Below are 18,843 nucleotides of genomic sequence, written 5' to 3' on the forward strand. Positions count from 1 at the left end.
GCTTTCCTGCCGTTCAAGCTGCGCGCTTGAAACCAAACTTTCGAGGAGCGACACCGAGATTTCTTGCTTCCTGCAGCACTTCAGCAAAAACCGCCCTGTGCGTCGCGGATCGCATCAAAACGAGCACGTAAGTTACGGCAAAAACCAGCGACAGCATCGCCAGTCGAAGGAGCGGCGTCATTGACGACAATAATTCGGCTTCCAATACGTAGCATAGGATTCCGGCAGCGATAGTCGCGACAAGCGCGCCGCTCAGCCCCGTCATGATATCCCGAAAGTGAATTCCCGTATCCCGCAGTGCCCAAGTGGCTATTGGAATGGCCTTCAGCATCATTACGGCGGAGTATGACAAGGCGACGCCCTCTGGTCCGTAAGGTAGTCCGATCATCACCCCGGCCAGCACCAGGGGGGCTGAGACCAGCGCAATTTTCAAACCTCTTTCAGCCATCCCAAGCGCGCTCAATAGCCATCCGATCGGGTTGTTGATTGCGAAAACCAGCACTGTTGGCGTCAAAAGCCTGAATATGGGCACGACTTCGCTCCATCTCGGGCCTAGGAGGACCGCGATCACATCGTCCGCAAATAGCGCGCAAGCGAATGTCAGCGGGAGCGTCAACGCAACAACACATGTATAGATTTGCAGGAATGAGCGCCGCAAGCGGGCGCGATCCCGCTTGACTTGGGCCAAGGCATTGAACGCGACATCCCCTATGGCGTTATTTAAAGTATCTATTGGAAACGATATTAAATAGTTGCTGCGTCCATAGAGTCCTATCGCTTCTTCGCCCCAGAATTTTCCAATCAGGACATTTTGCAAATTGCTGGTGAAGTAAGTTATCGCGCTTGTAAGCGTCATGGTCCTGCCGAAGCGCAACATCATCGTAACATGCACGTCGATACCCGGAATTTTGGGAACCCATCTCGCGCTGTACCACACACCAATAGTTGCGATGAGTGGCTGCAAAGCAATCATATATGCCAAAGCAAAATACCCGTACCCGATCCAGGCGAAATAAATGGCCACTGCTGCGCTGATCAGGTCGGATGTAAGTTCAATTATCGCTACTCTACCGTAGCGCATTTGCCTGGAAATCATCGCCCCATGTTGTATGCCGGCACCCGAAAATATGAATCCAGTTCCGATGATGATCGTCGCAGCAACAAGTCTGGGGTCGCCGTAGAAGGAGGCGATAGCAGGGGCCAGTGCGACGCATACGGCGAAAAGGATCAAGCCGAAGAGGAGGGTTATCCAGAAAAGAGCCGAGGATTGATCCGCCGAGATCGAGTCGCACTGGATCGCAGCATGATAAAGCCCCAGGCTGCTGAAAAGTCCTAAGAAGCCAGTGAAAGTCACAACCATGGTGATCAAGCCATAGTCGCTCGGTGCAATCAGGCGCGCCAGCACCATTGTTGACAGTATTTTTATGATGACTCGTCCAATTTGGGCTATTATTTTTGTGAGCCCGGCGTGGATGGATTTTCCCCGAAGGTTCTCCATGGTGAATTGATGGCTCCATTGCCCCTCTTTGCTTAACGCGGTGGCGCGTGATCGGGTTCGAATACTCTCCGGAGATCACAGGCTGAGCGAGTCGCTTCGACGCGCGATTCTGCGGCCCGGACGACTGACCACCACCCAGCCTTGGAAGCATTTCTCGTTGTCGGATGAAATCCGGGAGCTTGGGGGCTTCGATCTGTGCCAACAAGGCGGTTGTCGGAGCCCACGCCGAGCAAAAGCGCAACCCGTTGCGCGTTTGAGCCATGGCGCAGCGCCTAAGGGCGCGCGGAAGTATTTGCCGGAGTAGACCGCCTCCTTTGGTGCAATCAGCGGCATGGCGGCTGCCGAGCAAGAAAGTGATGGGCAGGTCCCGGCATTGGCCAGCATGTTGGCTTCGGTCGTGCGTCCGCGGGGCGGCGCTGACCCATCGTCGTGCCTGATCCCGCGAACGGTGCTTCCACGGAGAAGACCTGAACACGCACTGGTCCTGGACGCTTGCGGATGTGGCCGAACCGAAGGTCCGCGAAGCGAACAGACGGCGGCTCGGCTCAGACGCCGCGAACTGCGCGTATCAGCCAAAATGCAACGTCGTTGATCCATGCCTCATTCTGGGGGCTCCGAAGCGGGCCGGAATGCGACTGTGGTCATTTTGGGGAGCGGATCTGCAGTCGTTCATGGCCTTCGTCCAATGCCTTGGCTGCGTCTCAGAGAAGCCGGACGAATTTTGAGGTAATCCGGAAGGGTTACCTCATGTGTGCGGGCGGGAATCCCTTTGCTCGCTTCGTTGTGCACTGCTCCAAGCGTAAGCTCATTGCTCTCGTGGGTTGAGTAGTGAGGATGTAATCGTGGCATCGAGCGCAGAAATCTCGGCGACGGAATTGCATGATACCGCGCAGAGGATCAAGGAACTTCGAAAGGCCGCGACCGAACACGCTGTGGAAATCGGGCGTGAACTACTCAGCATTAAAGAAAAGATGCCTCACGGTGCCTTCGTTAAGTGGGTCGAAAAGGCGTGCGAGTTCAAGATCAGAACCGCGCAGGACCTGATGAAGCTCGCGCGTGAGGCGCATTCCGATGAGAAGCTCGTCGCGCTGATGGTTCCGTCGACGCTGCGCGTCTACCTTTCCAAGAAAATCCCACCTGCGGTCCGTAGTACGATCCTGAAACGGCTCGAGAACGGCGAGCGCATCTCGCGCAACGAAATCTATTCTCAGGCTTCGGATGCGAGGACGACGGCTAAGGCGGACGCCGGCGATCGCTCGATACGCGAAGGGATGTCCTCGTCGTTCTTCTCCAAGCCTGAAACTCTGAAGACGACTGAAGAGAAACGCAGCAATGCCGGCGGCGATCGAGCACGGGCGGTAGCTGAGCTGATTCTTCGCCGTCTCAGCCCGCAAGACTACGAGACGATCATGGAAGAAACGAGTTGGGAGGTTTGGAACCGGGCTTTCGTCTGGATGAGAGCTGCGCAGATCGTGGATTCCGAACGGGTAGAGCTCACACTATCAAACGCGCCCGCCCCTCAGAACTTTGAGGCGCTGCCAGCCAAATTGCAGTGAATATTGTTGCGTGCTTTTTGTTAATTGCCTGCGGTGCCGAAGTAGGGTGATGGCACTATAGCCGCTGTATCGAGCGAGCCGAGAGCGGGCATTGGCAGCAGACGAATAGAGATCGGGAGTCCAATGACGGTCTATTTTGGAGAGCGCCAATCTTTAATGCCGTCCGGCTTAGATTGCCTCCGTCGCCGCTGGAAGCTGGTTGCTGCTTGTGTTGTATTCTCAACGGTGCTCGGACTGCTTTTTTCGTTACTCCGGCCGGTGAATTATACCGCTTCAACGCAGCTTTTGATCTACGTGAAGGAAGTCCAGCCGGGGCCGGACCTGGTCATTTTTCTGGGGCGTGCCGATCTCACACAGGTCGAGAACGAGATCGAGATCATCCGCTCGCGCGGCACGCTGACCAAAGTGGCGCAGTCGCTGAAATTGTCCGAGGATCCCGAATTCGTTCCGCCAGCGACGTCCCTGCAAAGCATCGCGCAATGGCTGTTCGGCGCGCCGTCGGCGACGTCTGATGAAAGCCGCAACAGACAGGAACTCGCCGTCGACGCGCTCACCAAGCGCATCGAATTGAAGCGGATTGGAACGAGCCACACCATCCTCGTCAACGTAACGACTTCCGACCCGGAGAAGTCCGAGCGGATCGCGAACGGCATCAGCCAGGTCATGCTTCAGGCGCGGGTCAGCGCGGACCAGGACGGCAGCAGGTCGCCGCTGCTGCGGGAGCGCCTGCAGGGATTGGGTCCCAGCGTCTATGTGATGACGCGGGCCCTTGCTCCGGACAGGCCGAGCGGACCGCGCAAGCTCCTCGTCATCCTCGGGGCCTTCATTGTTGGACTTGTCGCCGGATCGATGCTGGCTCTGCTGCTGGACTTCAAGGACAAGACGATCCGCACCGCCGCGCAGGTTGAGGATTTCGGCCTGGAATGCATCGGCGCGATCCCCTTGCTCAAATGCGGTGCTTCGGCGGCTTCGCGGTCGCCTCGCTCGACGAAGGAGCAGGGGAGGGAGGATCCGTTTCTGCCTGTTCCGCTGCTGAATCAGACTTTGCTCCGGATGACGGTCGCGATTGAAGCATCGAAGGCGCGCGTCGTCGGCATTGCGTCTTCGGTCGCGAACGAGGGGGCGACCACGGTTGCAAGGCAGCTCGCACATATGGCGGCTCGCAGCCAGCGGAGAGTGCTGCTTGTGGAGCTCGATCGAAACGAGACGCCGCGCGCCCTCGCTCAGGCCCCGTCGCCGGGCGGAGTGCCTGTTTCCGGGACGAATGAGCGGCCGAGCGACGGTACTCGTCGGAGCAATCGTGCAAGCGGCCCTGATGTTCTTGTGACTGCGGCCTGGGACAGCATCGAAGCGCCCGCGAACTGGTGGATGCATAGCAATCAAAAGTTCTCGGCCGATTATGACCTCATCATCGTGAGCCTGCCGCCGCTTGAACGCGGAGCCGAATTCCGCATGGCCGCGCAGGACCTCGACGGAATCCTGCTCGTTATCAGATGGGGTAAAACAGAGATGGAGCAGGTCCAGCGCGCCTTCGCGGTATCGGGCGCCATGCCATCGGACTTCATCGGAGCAGTCCTGAACATGATGGACGATCGGATGATCGGACAGTTCGGGGACAAGCTCTGGGAGGCGGAAGCAGCAACGACAATTCGACGAGGCCTCTTCGGACTGGCGATGCCAGCGGAGCCTGTCGCGGGGCAATCATGAATCGGAAAGGTGCTACGATGAAGCGGAACCGTTCATGGCTTAATGTCGCGGGATCAATTTCTCTGGTTCTGTGCGTGGTGAGTGGAAGCGCAGTCCGTGCGACATCTGATTACAGCGTTCGCGCTAACGACAAGCTCAAGATCAAGATCTTCCAATATCCTGAGTTGAGCGGCGAATACACTGTTCGCGCGAACGGTACGATTTCCATCGCGCCCGTTGGAGATATTCCGGTCAACGGCCTTTCGGCCAACGAGATCGCGAACCAGATTTCCGATCGTTTCGTGCGGGCGGGGATCTCCGACAAGCCTGGCGCGTCGGTTGAAATTCTCGAGACGCGGCCGGTCTATGTCCTGGGCGATGTGCAGAAGCCGGGTGAGTATCCATTCCGACCAGGGATGACCGTCCTGCAGGTCGTCAGCCTCTCCGGTGGGTGGCTGCGGTTCAACGACCCCGGCCTCATGCGGCTCGATCGGGACAGCATCACCATAACCGGTGAAATGCGGACTCTCGTCAAGCGGTACCAGCAGCTGACGGCGCGCCGGGCTCGCCTGAACGCAGAACTGGTGATGAAGGCCGATATCCAGTTTCCGCCGGATCTTATGATGCGGTCGCAGAACGACACCGGGCTGCGGCAACTCATCGACGAAGAGCGCTCTCTTTTGAACATCCGCGTCGACGCACTCAAGACGCAGATCGAGAGCCTCGAGCAGAATCGCGACCTGTATGAACGCGAGATCGACGCAGTCAAACGCCAGATCCAAGCCAACAAGGCTCAATACGCAAGCGCTGAAAAGGAGCTCGTGGAAGTTCGTGATCTGGTCAGGCGTGGTCTGTCGACCCTCAGCCGCTTGACGAATCTTGAACGCATGCAGGCTCAGCTCGACATGAACGAGCAGGGCTTGCAGACGCTGATCTTGCGGGCGCGCCAGAACATCACGCAGGTCGATCAGAGGATCTTCGATCTGAAGAGCGAGCGGAATGCGTCCTTGACCGCCGAAGTGCAGAAAGTCCGGATGGATCTCGATGACATCAGCGTCAAGTTCGAGACCAACCGGAGCCTTCTCGTCGAGGCCCAGGTGACGATCCCGACCCTGGTCGGCAATTCCGACGCCACTGTCGAAACCCGCAGCCTGACGGTGGTGCGTATGCAGGACGGGAAGGCGCAGACGATTGACGCGCAGGAGAGCACCGAACTGCTGCCCGGAGACGTGCTCAGGGTTCAGAGGAGCATCCTTCCGAGCGGGCTGGGTATAGGCGCGCCTGAACAGACCAACATCATGGTGCCTGCTCGGGTCAAGCAATAGCAGCGCGGCTGCGCGATCTGCGTAGCCGTGCGCCCGGCCCCGTTTTGCTTTTGAGTCATGGATTGTTGCGTGCGCTGATGTGAGTGGGAGATCGACGATGGCCTTCGGCGACAAGGACTACGGGAAGACGAGGGAAGGTGACGGGCTCTCGATTCAACAGCAGATGCTGGCATTCGAGCCGCAGCTGCGTGCCTACGCGATGTCCATCAGCCGCAGCGCTGACCGATCCGACGATCTGGTTCAGGAAACGCTGCTGCGCGCCATCAGCAAAATCGACACCTTTCGGCCGGGCACGAACCTTGGCGCCTGGCTGACGACGATCCTGCGAAACTGCTACCTCTCCGATCTCCGGCGCCGCCGCCATGAGGTGGAGGACGCTGACGGGTGCTATTCCGAGGCGTTGCGCTCCGCGCCGGAACAGGAAGGCCAGCTGGAATATCAGGAATTCTGCGCGGCTTTGAGAGAGATTCCGTTCGACCAGCGCGAGGCGCTTCTGCTGGTCGGGGCTGCCGGGCTATCCTACGAAGATACGGCCACGCTTTGCCGCACCACGACCGGAACCATCAAGAGCAGGATCAACCGGGCTCGCTCGCGATTGGCGGCGTTGCTTGCGATCGATAGCGTAGCCGAGATCGGTTCCGACAGTCAGACCCGCGCGGTCATGGTCGGCCATCAGGGCATGGATTCCACGCGGTGGCTTTTCTGAACGCCGGAGAATCGAGGCTCCGGCGCCGTACCTTACGATCTCCGAGCGGTCTCGCACGGAACCCGTGCGAGACCGCCGCGCGCTTACCGTTCGCGCAAGCTGTCGTGCTGGTAGCGGGAGAGCGGCGAGAGCAGATAGCTGATGATCCGCCGCCTTCCGGTCTTGATCTCCGCCGTCACGGCCATGCCGGGCGACAGATTGACCTGCTTGTCCTCGATCGCCAATTGCGTGCGGTCGAGGGAGACGCGCGCGGAATAGAGCAGTTCCTGGCCGCGCGGCTCGCTGCTGTCGGTGTTCGCGCCCGACGTCTTGTCGGCTGAGCTGTCGGGGATCTTGTCGCGCGCGATGGCATCCTGCGACACGTTGAGAATGGTTCCTCGCAGCAGGCCGTAGCGCGTGAAATTGAAGGTGTCGATCTTGATCGCGGCCTCCTGGCCCGCGCTGACAAAGCCGATATCCCGGTTCGAGATCATCGCCTCGATTTCCAGCCGGCTTTCCGCCGGAACGACGAGCATCAGCGACTGCGCAGGCGTCACCACGCCGCCGATCGTGTGGATAGCGAGCTGCTGCACGATGCCGTCGACAGGTGCCGTCAGCCTTTGCAGGTTTTTGCGCTGCTCGGCCTTCACGATATCCCGCTTGAGGCCCGCGGCCTTCTGCTGCGCTTTGGTCAGCTCGTCGAAAAGGGTCCGCTCATACTCGGCAATGGTTTTCGTGCGTGTCTCCATGAGTGCGGTGACTGCAGCATTCGTCTCGTTGCCGCGCTTCTCCTGAACGAGGATATCCTGGCGCTGGCCGACGAGGTCCTGCAGTTCGGTGAGGTAAGTCACCTTGGAGCCAAGCTCCTTCTGGAAAAGCTGCTCGCGGATTTCGACGCGCTGCTGGAGCGGCACGATGGTAGACTTCAGCTTGTCGACGGAAGCCTGGATCGTGTCGCGTTCGGCTCCCTTTTGCGCGAGCTGACCGTCGATGGCAGCGAGCTTGGCCTTTTGCTCGCCGTTCTGGCTGACGAGGAAACCGCGGTACATCCGGAGCAGATCCGGCGGAGCGTCCTCGGGCGGGGCGAAGGCCGAAAGCGGATCGTCCTTGTTGGTGATCGCCGCCTGCAGTCTGGCGATGTCGAGGCGTGCAGCCATCAGGTCGTTTTGCAGATGTCCGAGCTCGGCATCGGAGGTGGTCGTATCGAGCTCGACCAGCACCTCGCCCGCCTTGACGCTCTGGCCGTCATGGACCCGGATCGCCCGAACGACGCCGGTCTCGAACGGCTGGACCGTTTTGGTGCGGCCGCTGGGTATGATCTTGCCGGGGGCAACGGCGACGATGTCGACCGTACCGATGCAGGCCCACACCAGCGCGACGGCGAAGACGGCGATGATGGTCAGGCCGATGGTGCGTCCCAAAGGCGAAGGCGGGGTTTCGACGATCTCGAGCGCCGCGGGCAGGAACGCCAGCTCCTGAGATCTCATACGGTTTTCATTCATGGATCGTGCGACAATGGCCTTCTGAAGGGCTTGCGAGCGGGTCGCGAGGCCTTGTGCCGTCGTCGTCAGAGCCTGTTTGGCCCGGATGGCGACAGCCTTGTCGAAGCGCGTGAGACCCGCAGCGGCCTCGGCCTGCTTCAGCAGGACGAGACGCCCGGCCCATTGGGCTTCAAATTCGGCCCGCGTCAGCAGGGTAGGCTCCGTGAGGTTTGAGGCCACGACGACGGCCTTTTCCTCTCCCACCTTGCCGAGCAGGAGGAACCCGCCGCCGCGAAGCTCTGCGATGCAGGGCAGCGGAAGTTCGGACAGCTTGTCCCAGGTGACGGACTGGGACCGCCCTGCGAAGCCATAGGCCCGTGCACCGCGCAGCATCTCGGCGATGCCGACGGCTCCGTTGCCGATATGGCGGCGAAGCTCTTCTACCGTGGCGGCGACGCCGCGCAGTCGCAGCAGCATCTCCAGGGCAAGAAGGCCAGATTGATCGTTTGTGAGCGCGTGCATGGCGTTTGCTTCGCCGCGGCTGCTTCCCTCCGGGAAATCAGCGCGCCGCATGTGTCCCCTGGGCTACGGAAAGGGCGGTCGAGTCGATGGTGTTCGCGGTCGCGGATCGAGCGGCCGTGTGGCTCGCCGTCGCCGGCGGGCTTCCGGCCTCAGGCAGTCCGGACTGGAGGCGGTGTAGCGTGGCGTAGCGCCCGCCCGTCCGCATCAGCGTCTCATGCGTGCCATCCTCGATCAGGCGGCCGCCTTCGATGGTCACGATGCGATCGGCCATCCGCAGGGTGGAGAGGCGATGCGCGATAATGAGCACCGTCCTTGAGCGCGCGATCTGCGCCATGTTCTGCTGGATGATGTGCTCGCTCTCGTAGTCGAGCGCGCTGGTTGCCTCATCGAAGATCAGGATGCGCGGATTGGTCGCCAGGGCGCGGGCAATGGCGATGCGTTGGCGCTGCCCGCCGGACAGGCTGCCGCCGCGCTCGCCGACGATCGTGTCGTAGCCCTCCGGCAGTTTGAGGATGAACTCATGCGCGCCTGCCAGCGTCGCGGCCTCGATCACCTTTTCCGCCGGAAGGGAGGGGTCGGCCAAGGCGATGTTGTCGCGGATCGAGCGGTTGAACAGGATATTGTCTTGCAAGACGATGCCGATCTGGCGGCGCAGCCAGGAAGGATCGATCTGGGCGACATCGACCCCGTCGACCAGAACCCGGCCGCTTTCCGGCACGTAGAGCCGCTGGGCGAGCTTGGCCAAGGTGCTCTTGCCTGACCCGGACGGGCCCACGATGCCGATCATTTGCCCGGCCGGAATATTCAGGCTGACGTCGCGAAGAATCTCCGGCCCGTCGATCCGGTAACGGAACGTGACATGCTCGAAGGAGATGTCGCCGCGGACCGAGGGGAGGGCCGTGCGGCTGGGGTTGTAGGCCGGCTCTGGCGTGGTGTTGAGAATATCGCCGAGGCGGGCGATCGACAGCCGCGTCTGGTGGAATTCCTGCCAGATTTGCGCCAGCCGCAGCACGGGGCCGCTGACGCGCCCGGCGAGCAGGTTGAACGCAATGAGCTCGCCGACCGAAAGGCTGCCGCCGATGACCAGCTTCGCGCCGACATACAGGATCGCTGCGGTCACGATCTTGCTGACGAGCTGAACGGTCTCGCTGGCGACGTTACCCAGGCTCAGCACCCGGAAGCTTGCTGCGACATAGGCCGCCAGCTGCTCCTCCCAGCGCTGTTGCATCTGGGGTTCGATCGCCATGGCCTTGAGCGTTTCGACTGCCGTCACGCTCTCGACCAGAAAGGCCTGGTTCTCCGCGCCACGGGCGAATTTCTCGTCGAGGTACCGACGAAAGAGCGGCGTCACGCCCGCGGATATCGCGACATAGACGGGTAGCGACGCCAGCACGATCCAGGTCAGCTGCGGCGAATAGAAGAACAGCGCGGCGACGAAGACGACCGTGAAGAACAGATCGATGACGAGCGTCAGCCCCGAGCTGGTGAGGAAGTTACGGATGTTCTCGAGCTCGCGCACGCGAGCGACAGAGTCGCCGACGCGTCTCGCCTGGAAATAGCCGATCGGCAGCGCCAGCAAGTGACGAAACAGGCGCGCGCCGAGCTCGACGTCGATCCGGTTCGTGGTGTGGGAGAACAGGTAGGTTCGCAAGGCGCCGAGGACGACCTCGAACACGGCGATCGCCACGAGGCCGAAAGCGAGCACGTCCAGCGTGCTCATGCTTCGATGCACGAGAACCTTGTCGATGACGACTTGGAAGAACAGCGGCGAGATCAGGCCGAAGAGTTGGAGGAAGAACGACGCCACCAGAACTTCGGTGAGGAGCCACCGGTACTTGTGGATGGCGCCCATGAACCATGTGACGTCGAAACGGCGGGCGAGATCGGTCAGCGAAGCCCGCTTCGTCATCAGCACGAGCCGGCCGTCCCAGGCCGCTTCCAGCTCGGCCCGAGACATCATGCTCGGCCGCGGCGCGTTCGGCGCCTGGACGAGGATGCTGTCTTCGCCGCAGCGTCCGAGCAGCAGGAAGCTCCCGTCGCGCATGGCGGCAATCACGGGGAGCGGCGTATGCGCCAGGCGCTCCCAATTCGTCGTTATGGAGCGGGCCTTGAGGCCCAGGCTCTTGGCGCAGCGGATCATCTCCGTGACGCCGATGCGGCGACCTGGAAACTGATGCTGGATCTGCTCCGGGGTTACGCTCACGCCCTGACTGCTCAGGATGAACATGAGCGCGGCCAGGCCGCCATCAGGCAACGGAAGGGTATCGTTATCGGGCTTTTTCAAGCTTTTTGTCCCGCGTATAAATCGTTTGACGCATGCGCGCGGGGAGTTGCCCACGTGCACACTACGACGAGCGTCAAAACGCTCTCATGCCGCGTTGATACGAAGACGCCAGAATTCGGTGTTTCGCTGACTTGGATCGTCGTCTTGGATCGCCGTGCGCCCTTGCGGACGCACGGCGTCAGTCTTGACGCGTCGGATGCCCGAAAGGTGGGAAACCCACCTTTCGGGCCGATGCATTACGCGTGTGACTTCGCGAGCGTCTGGGCGACGTTGTTCAACCATCCCTGCATCTGAGCAGCGGTGGACGTCGCCGAAGGCGCGGCGAAGCTGGAGGCCGCGTACTGACTCAACAGGGCAAGCTTCGGCGTCACCGAGCTGTCGGACGGTGCAGCGCTTGCACCATTGTCCTGGAAGCCGGGGAAGCCAACCGTCTTGCGGCTGCCGAACGTCAGGTCCGTCAGATTCGCCTGGCTGGTGTTGCCAAGTGAAGCGTCCGATGTCGTCGGCAAAGCCGACGACGAAGCGGTCGCGGACGGGTCGACAGTGGACGCCACCGTCGCAGGGGCCGCAAGAGCGGTCGCCGACGAGGTGAGCGCTGTCGTCCGTTGACTGGCCGACGTCGTGCTGACGACAAGCGTTCCGGCGGGCTGAAGTGGCGCACCGGAGAGGTTGACGCTATTGCCTGCCTTATCCGCAACACCACCCAGGTTGTACTTGGTCACCGCAAGGTCGGAGGCCTTCTCACCGGCTCCCACCTTGTAGCTGAACTGCAGGGTGTTGGTGCCGGCGCCGCTGACGTATTTGGCGGTGCCGTTGCTGTTCAGCGACAGGGTCGGCGTACCGTTGACGGTGACCACTTCGTTGAAGTTGACCGAAAAATACACGGTGTCGCCAGAGCGAACGGTGCCGTTTCCGTTGGTGAGACCGGATCCGTTGGCCGCGATCCACTGGACCTTTGGCTTGGTGGTATCGGCCGACGACGTCGCGCTGACGACAAGCGTTCCGGCGGGCTGAAGTGGCGCACCGGAGAGGTTGACGCTATTGCCTGCCTGATCCGTGACGCCGCCCAGATTGTAGCCGGTGACCGCGAGGTCCGAGGCCTTCTGGCCGGCACCCACCGTGTAGTCGAACTGCAAGGTGTTGGTGCCGGAGCCACTGACGTACTTGGCGGTGCCGTTACTGTTCAACGACAAGGTCGGCGTGCCGTTGACGGTCATCGCCTCGTTGAAGTTGACCGACAACCGAACGGTGTCGCCGGCGCGAACCGTCCCGTTGCCGTTGGTGAGACCGGAGCCGTTGGCGGCGATCCACTGCACCTTGGGCTTCGTTGTATCGGCCGGAGTCGTGGGGGTGACCGGCGTCGTTGGGTTTACCGGGGGCGTGGGGTCGATCGGCGCCTGGGTCTGGACAGCCAGCGTTCCGGCAGGCTGATGCGGTGCGTAGGCGACATTGGCAACATTGCCGGCCAGGTCCTTCACCCCCGACAGGTTGAAACCACTGATCTCAAGATCGGCGGCATTCTCGCCCGCGGCAACAGTGTAGTCGAACCGCAAGGTGTCGGTGCCGGAACCACCCACATACTTGGCGGTACCGTTGCTGTTCAGCGACAAGGTCGGCGTGCCGCTGACGTTGACCAACTCGCTGAATTTCAGCGTAAGGCTCACGGTGTCACCGGCTTTGACCGTGCCGGTACCATTCGTGACCCCCGTCCCGTTGGCCGCAACCCACTGCACCGTCGGCGCAGTCGTGTCGGCTGCGGGCGTGGTCGGGGTTGTCGGGTTGGTTGGGGTAGTGGGGTTGGTCGGGTTCGTCGGGTTCGTCGGATTGGTAGGATTGGTCCCCGGATTTCCCGAGCCCGGCGTGCCACCACTCACGGCTTGCAGCAACGGCGTGATGCTCTGCACGTCCTTCAACAACGCAGAGTGTGTTGCCTCGTCGAAGGCGTTGGCCTGCATACGGACGTTGGTCGTGCCGCCGGCTACGTCGACGACATAGGCGCCGTACTGCTGCATGGCCTTGAAGACTTGCTGGCCAAGTGCGGAGAGGCCAGCCGGCATCGGCGTACCCGGCGGAATCGCGAGGTGTTGCCCTTCCTGGACGATGCCCGAAGCGTTGCTGCCGTCGCTGGAGATGGCCTGGCCGACAGCGCCGGGCTTGGCGAGGCCGAAGTCGACCGCGAGCTGCAGCGCGTGATCGATCGATCCATCGTTGGTCTCGTCCTTCACGATAAGGCCGCCGAGCTGGCTCGCGCCGACAGCCGTGATGCCCGCGCCGAGGAAGGGCGACTTGCTGCCCCACCCGTCACCGGTGACGACGTTTTCGGCCCCGAACGAAGCGGCCGAACCGGTCGTGTTACTCGTCCTTTTGAACTGCCAGAAGTTATACGCAACGTCACCGTCGATGACGATCAGTTCGCCATCGGTACCCGCGGCGCCGTTCGCGGCCGCCGGCATGTGAATGCTGATGGTGCCGCCAGGATATCCCCATCCCGGTGGATACGTGACCTGGACAAGTGGATCGGAAGATGAAGCAACATAAACCGAAGGTGAGTAACTGCTCCAGGCGGCGCCGTAATTGTATCCAGTTGATCCGGGCCAATTGAGTTTTGTGAATGTTGCGTCACTAGCAACTTGTGTATTCCAACTCGAAGACGCAGTAAATGGCCGAGTTTCGAGTGAGGTCATAAGCCTATTTTCCTTAGTTTTATATAGAAAGGAACGGGAGCGGAATTAGTAGGCCAGCCGGGTAGTCCTCGCCGTTCCATGGAAACGCAGCGAAATAGACAGGCACGCCGCGCGATTAGCGGTCGGATGACGGGTCATCGCCATATCTGGTGGCGAATCAAAGGCCCATCCACCAGCGAACGTGGCCAGATATCGTGTTTGGAATGTGATGCCAAAATGAAATTGTTTGGGCACAAAAATCTGGGGATATCTTAACTATATGATCCGCTTCTTTGGCTGAACGCTCTATAGAATCAACGATTCTCCCGATAATCACAATGGACATGAGATGCGCGGGGCGCAAGTCTCAAGCGCGAGTGTTTGACAGCTATGCGTTTGATGCAATGCTCTCAGGGCGCTCGTTTCGAGCGGGCCTTGGCTTGCGGTCATCCGGAGGTCACGGATTTCCCTGGCGCCGCTGCCCCAGGCGCTGAAGCAGCGGGGAGATCCGGGCGAGATCCTGCTGCAGCGCGACGATCGTCATCCGGTCGTAGCCATTTGCCTGGGCGCGCAAATTGGTGACGCCTCCGGCCACGTCGATCACGAATGCACCGTACACTTGATAGGCGCGAAAGACTTTTTGCCCGAGAGGCGACAGGCCTCGCGGCATCGCAACGCCGGTTGGAATGCCCAGGCGCTCTCCTTCCTGGACCAGACCGTCCGGGTTTCTGCCGTCGCCATTGATCGCCTCGCCGACGCTGCCCGGTCTCGCATAGGTCGCATCGATCGCAATCTGCAGCGCATGCTGGATATCGCCGCGATCGGTTTCCGCCTCGACCAACAGGCCGGCGAGCTGGCTCGATCCGGTGGCCACGATGCCGGCGCCCAGGAAGGGCGACCTGCGCCCCCAGCCGTCTCCGGTGACGAGGTTCGTTGCGGCGTAGGACTGAGCCGCCGCCGTCTCGGGGCCCGACCGCTTGAATTGCCAGAAGTTATGAACGGTGTCGCCGTCGATCACCAGCAATTCTCCGTCTGTCCCCGGCGCGCCATCCGCATACGCGGGAATGCGGATCTTGAGGGTGCCGGCGGGGAGCCCCCAGCTTGCTGGATGCTCGACGGAGACAACGGGGTCCGATGCTGAGCTCACATGAATGGCGGGAGAATAGCTGCTCCAGGCGACGCCGAAGCGGGCGCCCATTGGCCAATCGATCGCTTCGAAAGTGGCGTTCGGTGCGATGGGCGTGTTCCACGACGAACTGGCCGCGAATGGCCGTTGGCCGAGGGTGAACTGACCACCCGGTCTGTCGCCGAGGGCGATCCGTGTGTCGTCTGCTGAAGCGGATGACCAGCATGCGGCGACAGCGATCGCGAATGGGCAGGCGAGCAGGGCCAGAACCGGGAAGGGCAGAGCTCGCAGGCTTTGCGATATGCGATACGATCCCATCGACCGACTGCCTCAAAAAAACGCCCCCGTATCCAGGCGGCGGTACGCCTTCATCGCTCCGTCCGGACCCAATTGATCTGGCGATTGACGAAGAAGCGGATGAGCGATGGAAGCTTGCGCAGGCAATAGGCTGGCGCCGCCGCCAGCTCACGCCAGGAAATGATCTCCTGTGCGAAACGCCACCACGCGACGCCGATGACCCCTGCGAAGCAGGCGAGCGCGCTCGAGGCGACGACAAGCGGGCTCGCAGCCCCCGTCATGACGAACCATGACAGGCTCAGGCCCCACATCACCACGATTGACAACGCCAGCAGCGTCAGCGGCGGAATGCAGAGGTCGAGCGTGAAGGCGAACAGATTCAGGCTGCCCTTTGATATTGAGTGCCGGATCAGCGGAAAAAAGAACTCTCCGATGATCGCAAGATGGCCATGCTCCCATCGCGTGCGTTGCTGGCGCTTTCCGGTCTCGCCCTGGGGAAGCTGGCTGACGATCTGCGCGTCGGGGCAAAAGGATGGCGGCTTTCCCACAATGGCAAGCTCGGCACCGAATTTCTGATCTTCCGCGAGATGCCCCGTTGCGAGCTCGAGCTGGCTGGCGAGGGAGAAGGGCAGCGCCATCCCCGAGCCCATCAGCTGGCACGGCCACCCCAGACGCGCGGAGCCCAATGGCCGCACGAAGGTCTTGATCGTCCAGGCCAGCCGCGAAACCTTGTCCGCCGGGCTTGGCGATGGAGGCGCCAGCATCGAGTATCGCGCCTGGGCCGGGCGCCCCGTCGCAGCGCATTGCTTGGCCAGGGTTTCGAGCGCGCCGGGCATCACTTCGCAATCGGCGTCGATGATGACGATGATCTGCGGCGGATCGGAGCCGAGCGCCCGGACACCGTGATCGAGGGCATAGCCTTTTCCGATCCGCGTCGTGTCCCGGCGGATCGTCACATCTGCGCCTGCGCGCGCCGCCGCCTGCGCGGTGTCGTCGGAGCAGTTGTCGGCCACCACCAGCAGGCGCCCGACCGGGGGCAATTGAGGCATGATCGAAGCGATCGAGTGCGCGATGATCGCTTCTTCATTATGGGCGGGCATGATGATCGCGAAGCGTGGGCAGGGCGTCGAGAGCGCTGCCGCCAACCGCCGCGTCGGCAGGAGTGCCGCGCCAATCTGCATAGCGAGAAAAGCGACGGCGATCGCGATCAGGAGACCCAGTATGACCAATGCGAAGGTGACCGTTCCGATCACGGCCGTCATGATGACCCTGGCCCCGGAACGTTCGCTGGCATCCGTGCCGTCGCCTCCGCTGCGAGTGCCGCTTGGAGGATTGCTTCGGCAGGCACGCTTCGATCGCGCGGGAGGTTCGCGAGTGCTTTTGTCGGATCGGCCTTGCCGCGGCGTTCGGTGCCGCCCAGCGACCTGGCCAGGACGTCAAGGATCTGTTCGGAAGCGTGGCCGTCGCCGAACGGGTTCTTGGCCTGCGCCATCGCGCGATACGCCTCGGGGTCGGTAAGCAGTTCCTCGCAGGCCGAGACGATTGTATGGACCTCGGTGCCGACAAGGCGCGCAGTGCCGGCTTCGACAGCCTCCGGACGCTCAGTGGTGTCCCTGAGGACCAGGACGGGCTTGCCAAGAGCCGGCGCCTCTTCCTGAACGCCACCGGAATCCGAAAGGATGATGTGGGCGCTGTTCATCGCGAGCACGAACTGTTCGTAGGCAAGCGGCTCGATGAGCGAGACGCGTGCGTGCGAGCCCAGCATCGGCTCCACGACCTGGCGCACGCGCGGACTGAGGTGCACGGGGCAGACCACGCGCAAATTCGGGAAACGCTCGAGCAGGATGAGCACGGCCTCGCAGATGCGCTGCATCGGCTCGCCATGGTTCTCGCGGCGATGCGTCGTCAGAAGCAAGGTCGGCGAGGACGCGCGCGCCAGCGTAGGGGCCGACTTCGAGAGAGTCAGCAGCAACGCATCGATCGCGGTGTTTCCGGTGACCCATATCGTCTCTGCCGGAACATTCTCCTTCAGCAGGTTGTACCTTGCCGTTTCGGTCGGAGCGAAATGATAGTCGGCGATGACGCTCGTTAGGCGGCGATAGACTTCCTCGGGGAAAGGGGCCTGCTTGTCGTAGGTTCGCAGCCCGGCTTCGACATGCGCGACGGGAACATTCTCATAGAATGCGGCCAGTGCGCCGACGAAGCTTGTCGTCGTGTCGCCCTGTACGACGACGACATCGGGTCGGACCTCCGAGATCACCCGTTGCAGCCCTTCCAGCGCAGCCATCGTGATATGCGCCAGGTTTTGATCTTTGCGCATGACGTTGAGGTCGGCGAGAATCGGCAGGTCGAAATAGGCCACGACCTGATCGAGCATTTCCTTGTGCTGGCTGGTGCGCACCGCCAGCATCTCAAAGCGCTCGGCGTCGGCTCGCGCCGTCAGGATCAGGGGGGCAAGCTTGATTGCCTCGGGTCGGGTGCCCATCACGACAAGAATGCGTTTGCGGGAAGCCATCTCAGCCCTCGTTTAGGGTCGCGGGGTCACGCGCCGGAAATGGGAAGCCTGGGCGATCGCGCTCCAGGAAATCAGGCCGAGGAACTGGGAGTTCGTGACCAGATAGCGCCTGAACAGCCGGCGGGGTTCCTGGGCGAGTCGATACGCCCATTCGAGCCCGATGCGCTGGACGAAGGCGGGCGCCCGTTTTCGCAGGCCGGCGATGACATCGAAGCTGCCGCCGACCCCTATGACGATCCGGGCGCCGAGATTGTCCCACTGCTCCTCGATGAAACATTCCTGTCGCGGCACGCCCATCGCGACGAAGAGAAGCCCGGCTCCGCTTTCCGCCACGGCTTTCGCGCGGGCCTCGGCCTGCTCGGGCCCGAAATAGCCATCGGCATAGCCGCGGACATCGAGGCTGCGATGCCGGTTCTGCAGCGCCTCGACCGTCGCGCGCACTGTGCTGTTCTCGGCGCCGAGAAAATAGACGCCGATCCGCTCCTGCGCGGCGCGTGCACAGAGTTGGTCGATCAGGTCGATACCGGTTACGCGCTCAGGCAAAGGCTGTTGCCAGAGATGCGAGGCCCAGACGAGCGGCTGTCCGTCGGCGACCGTCCAGCGCGATGAATCGACGAAGCGCTGCAGCCGCGCGTTCGATCGCATCATCATCAGGATCGCGACGTTCACCGTCGCCAGGACGCCGCGCTCTCCCGCCTGGATGGCCCGAATGAGTTCTTCCACGGTCTGCTCCGTGGAGAGCTTGTCGAAGCGACCATTCAGAATCTGCGTCCGGTCGGGAGGTATTGCTTCAGGTGAGGCAAGCTGAGCTGTGTCTGACGGCATGGAAAATCCCTCAGGCAAAAGTGCTCAAGCGAAGGCAATGGCTGAATCACCAGCCTTCGCGGCGGGGGGGCGTCGCGCATTTGCGCTGCACGCCGTCTGAATAGCTAACGGTCGGAGTCGGTGATTTGTTCGCCGCGAGCCACTTGCCGCTGGCGCGGATGATCTGGCTTATCGCCAAGAAAGCGGGAATGATGACGTTGCGTCATGCATCGAATTGGGTCGGTCAAATGCGCAACCGGTTGCGCTTTTGGTCGGCGATTACGCTCACGATCTCGTGCGAAGACCAAACTTCACCGAACGTAAAGAACCCGCGCCTCTCGCCCGCATTGAGCTTGTGCGGGCGTCGAGAGGCTTTGGAAAACTGCGGGAGCGTTTGGCGA

Annotated in this window: 12 protein-coding genes; 4 read left to right on the plus strand and 8 right to left on the minus strand. The window is 61.7% G+C overall.

Features of this window, described 5'->3' with window-relative positions:
* Positions 1–13: 13 nt before the first annotated feature.
* Positions 14–1,498, minus strand: coding sequence for a lipopolysaccharide biosynthesis protein (locus AB4Z16_RS10295; protein ID WP_441511249.1), 1,485 nt, complete (start codon positions 1,496–1,498; stop codon positions 14–16).
* 842 nt (positions 1,499–2,340) lie between these two features.
* On the opposite strand from AB4Z16_RS10295, the gene AB4Z16_RS10300 reads away from it, so the two are divergent.
* From AB4Z16_RS10300 to AB4Z16_RS10315, 4 genes are all read left to right on the plus strand, one after another.
* Complete coding sequence (locus AB4Z16_RS10300; protein WP_441511250.1) at positions 2,341–3,054, plus strand: DUF3102 domain-containing protein; 714 nt, start codon at positions 2,341–2,343, stop codon at positions 3,052–3,054.
* Between the two features lie 123 nt (positions 3,055–3,177).
* Positions 3,178–4,761, plus strand: coding sequence for a Wzz/FepE/Etk N-terminal domain-containing protein (locus AB4Z16_RS10305; protein WP_441511251.1), 1,584 nt, complete (start codon positions 3,178–3,180; stop codon positions 4,759–4,761).
* A 17-nt stretch (positions 4,762–4,778) separates the two neighbouring features.
* A complete protein-coding gene (locus AB4Z16_RS10310) occupies positions 4,779–6,065 on the plus strand; it encodes a polysaccharide biosynthesis/export family protein (RefSeq protein WP_441511252.1) in 1,287 nt (428 codons plus the stop codon).
* A 97-nt stretch (positions 6,066–6,162) separates the two neighbouring features.
* Positions 6,163–6,771: a sigma-70 family RNA polymerase sigma factor gene (locus tag AB4Z16_RS10315; RefSeq protein ID WP_441511253.1), complete on the plus strand. Its 609-nt coding sequence runs from the start codon at positions 6,163–6,165 to the stop codon at positions 6,769–6,771.
* Between the two features lie 83 nt (positions 6,772–6,854).
* On the opposite strand, the gene AB4Z16_RS10320 is transcribed toward AB4Z16_RS10315, so the two are convergent.
* The 7 genes from AB4Z16_RS10320 to AB4Z16_RS10350 all read right to left on the minus strand — a co-directional run bounded on the left by AB4Z16_RS10320 (position 6,855) and on the right by AB4Z16_RS10350 (position 18,361).
* Entirely contained in the window at positions 6,855–8,753 is a 1,899-nt protein-coding gene (locus AB4Z16_RS10320; RefSeq protein WP_441511254.1) for an HlyD family type I secretion periplasmic adaptor subunit, read from the minus strand.
* Between the two features lie 37 nt (positions 8,754–8,790).
* Positions 8,791–11,037, minus strand: coding sequence for a type I secretion system permease/ATPase (locus AB4Z16_RS10325; RefSeq protein ID WP_441511255.1), 2,247 nt, complete (start codon positions 11,035–11,037; stop codon positions 8,791–8,793).
* Positions 11,038–11,273: 236 nt separating this feature from the next.
* Positions 11,274–13,490, minus strand: coding sequence for a hypothetical protein (locus AB4Z16_RS10330; protein ID WP_441511256.1), 2,217 nt, complete (start codon positions 13,488–13,490; stop codon positions 11,274–11,276).
* Between the two features lie 667 nt (positions 13,491–14,157).
* Positions 14,158–15,144 carry a hypothetical protein gene (locus tag AB4Z16_RS10335; RefSeq protein WP_441511257.1) on the minus strand — a complete coding sequence of 329 codons (987 nt, stop codon included), beginning with the start codon at positions 15,142–15,144 and terminating at the stop codon, positions 14,158–14,160.
* A 50-nt stretch (positions 15,145–15,194) separates the two neighbouring features.
* The gene (locus AB4Z16_RS10340; RefSeq protein ID WP_441511258.1) at positions 15,195–16,385 is read right to left on the minus strand and encodes a glycosyltransferase family 2 protein; all 1,191 of its coding nucleotides are present in this window, start codon (positions 16,383–16,385) and stop codon (positions 15,195–15,197) included.
* Positions 16,382–17,638, minus strand: coding sequence for a non-hydrolyzing UDP-N-acetylglucosamine 2-epimerase (gene wecB, locus AB4Z16_RS10345; RefSeq protein ID WP_441511259.1), 1,257 nt, complete (start codon positions 17,636–17,638; stop codon positions 16,382–16,384). Before wecB ends, AB4Z16_RS10340 begins: the two co-directional genes overlap by 4 nt.
* A gap of 12 nt (positions 17,639–17,650) precedes the next feature.
* Entirely contained in the window at positions 17,651–18,361 is a 711-nt protein-coding gene (locus AB4Z16_RS10350; RefSeq protein WP_441511260.1) for a WecB/TagA/CpsF family glycosyltransferase, read from the minus strand.
* Positions 18,362–18,843: the final 482 nt, after the last annotated feature.

The sequence above is a fragment of the Allobosea sp. TAF32 genome, from assembly GCF_052113585.1.
In the GTDB taxonomy this organism is placed as follows: Bacteria; Pseudomonadota; Alphaproteobacteria; order Rhizobiales; family Beijerinckiaceae; genus Allobosea.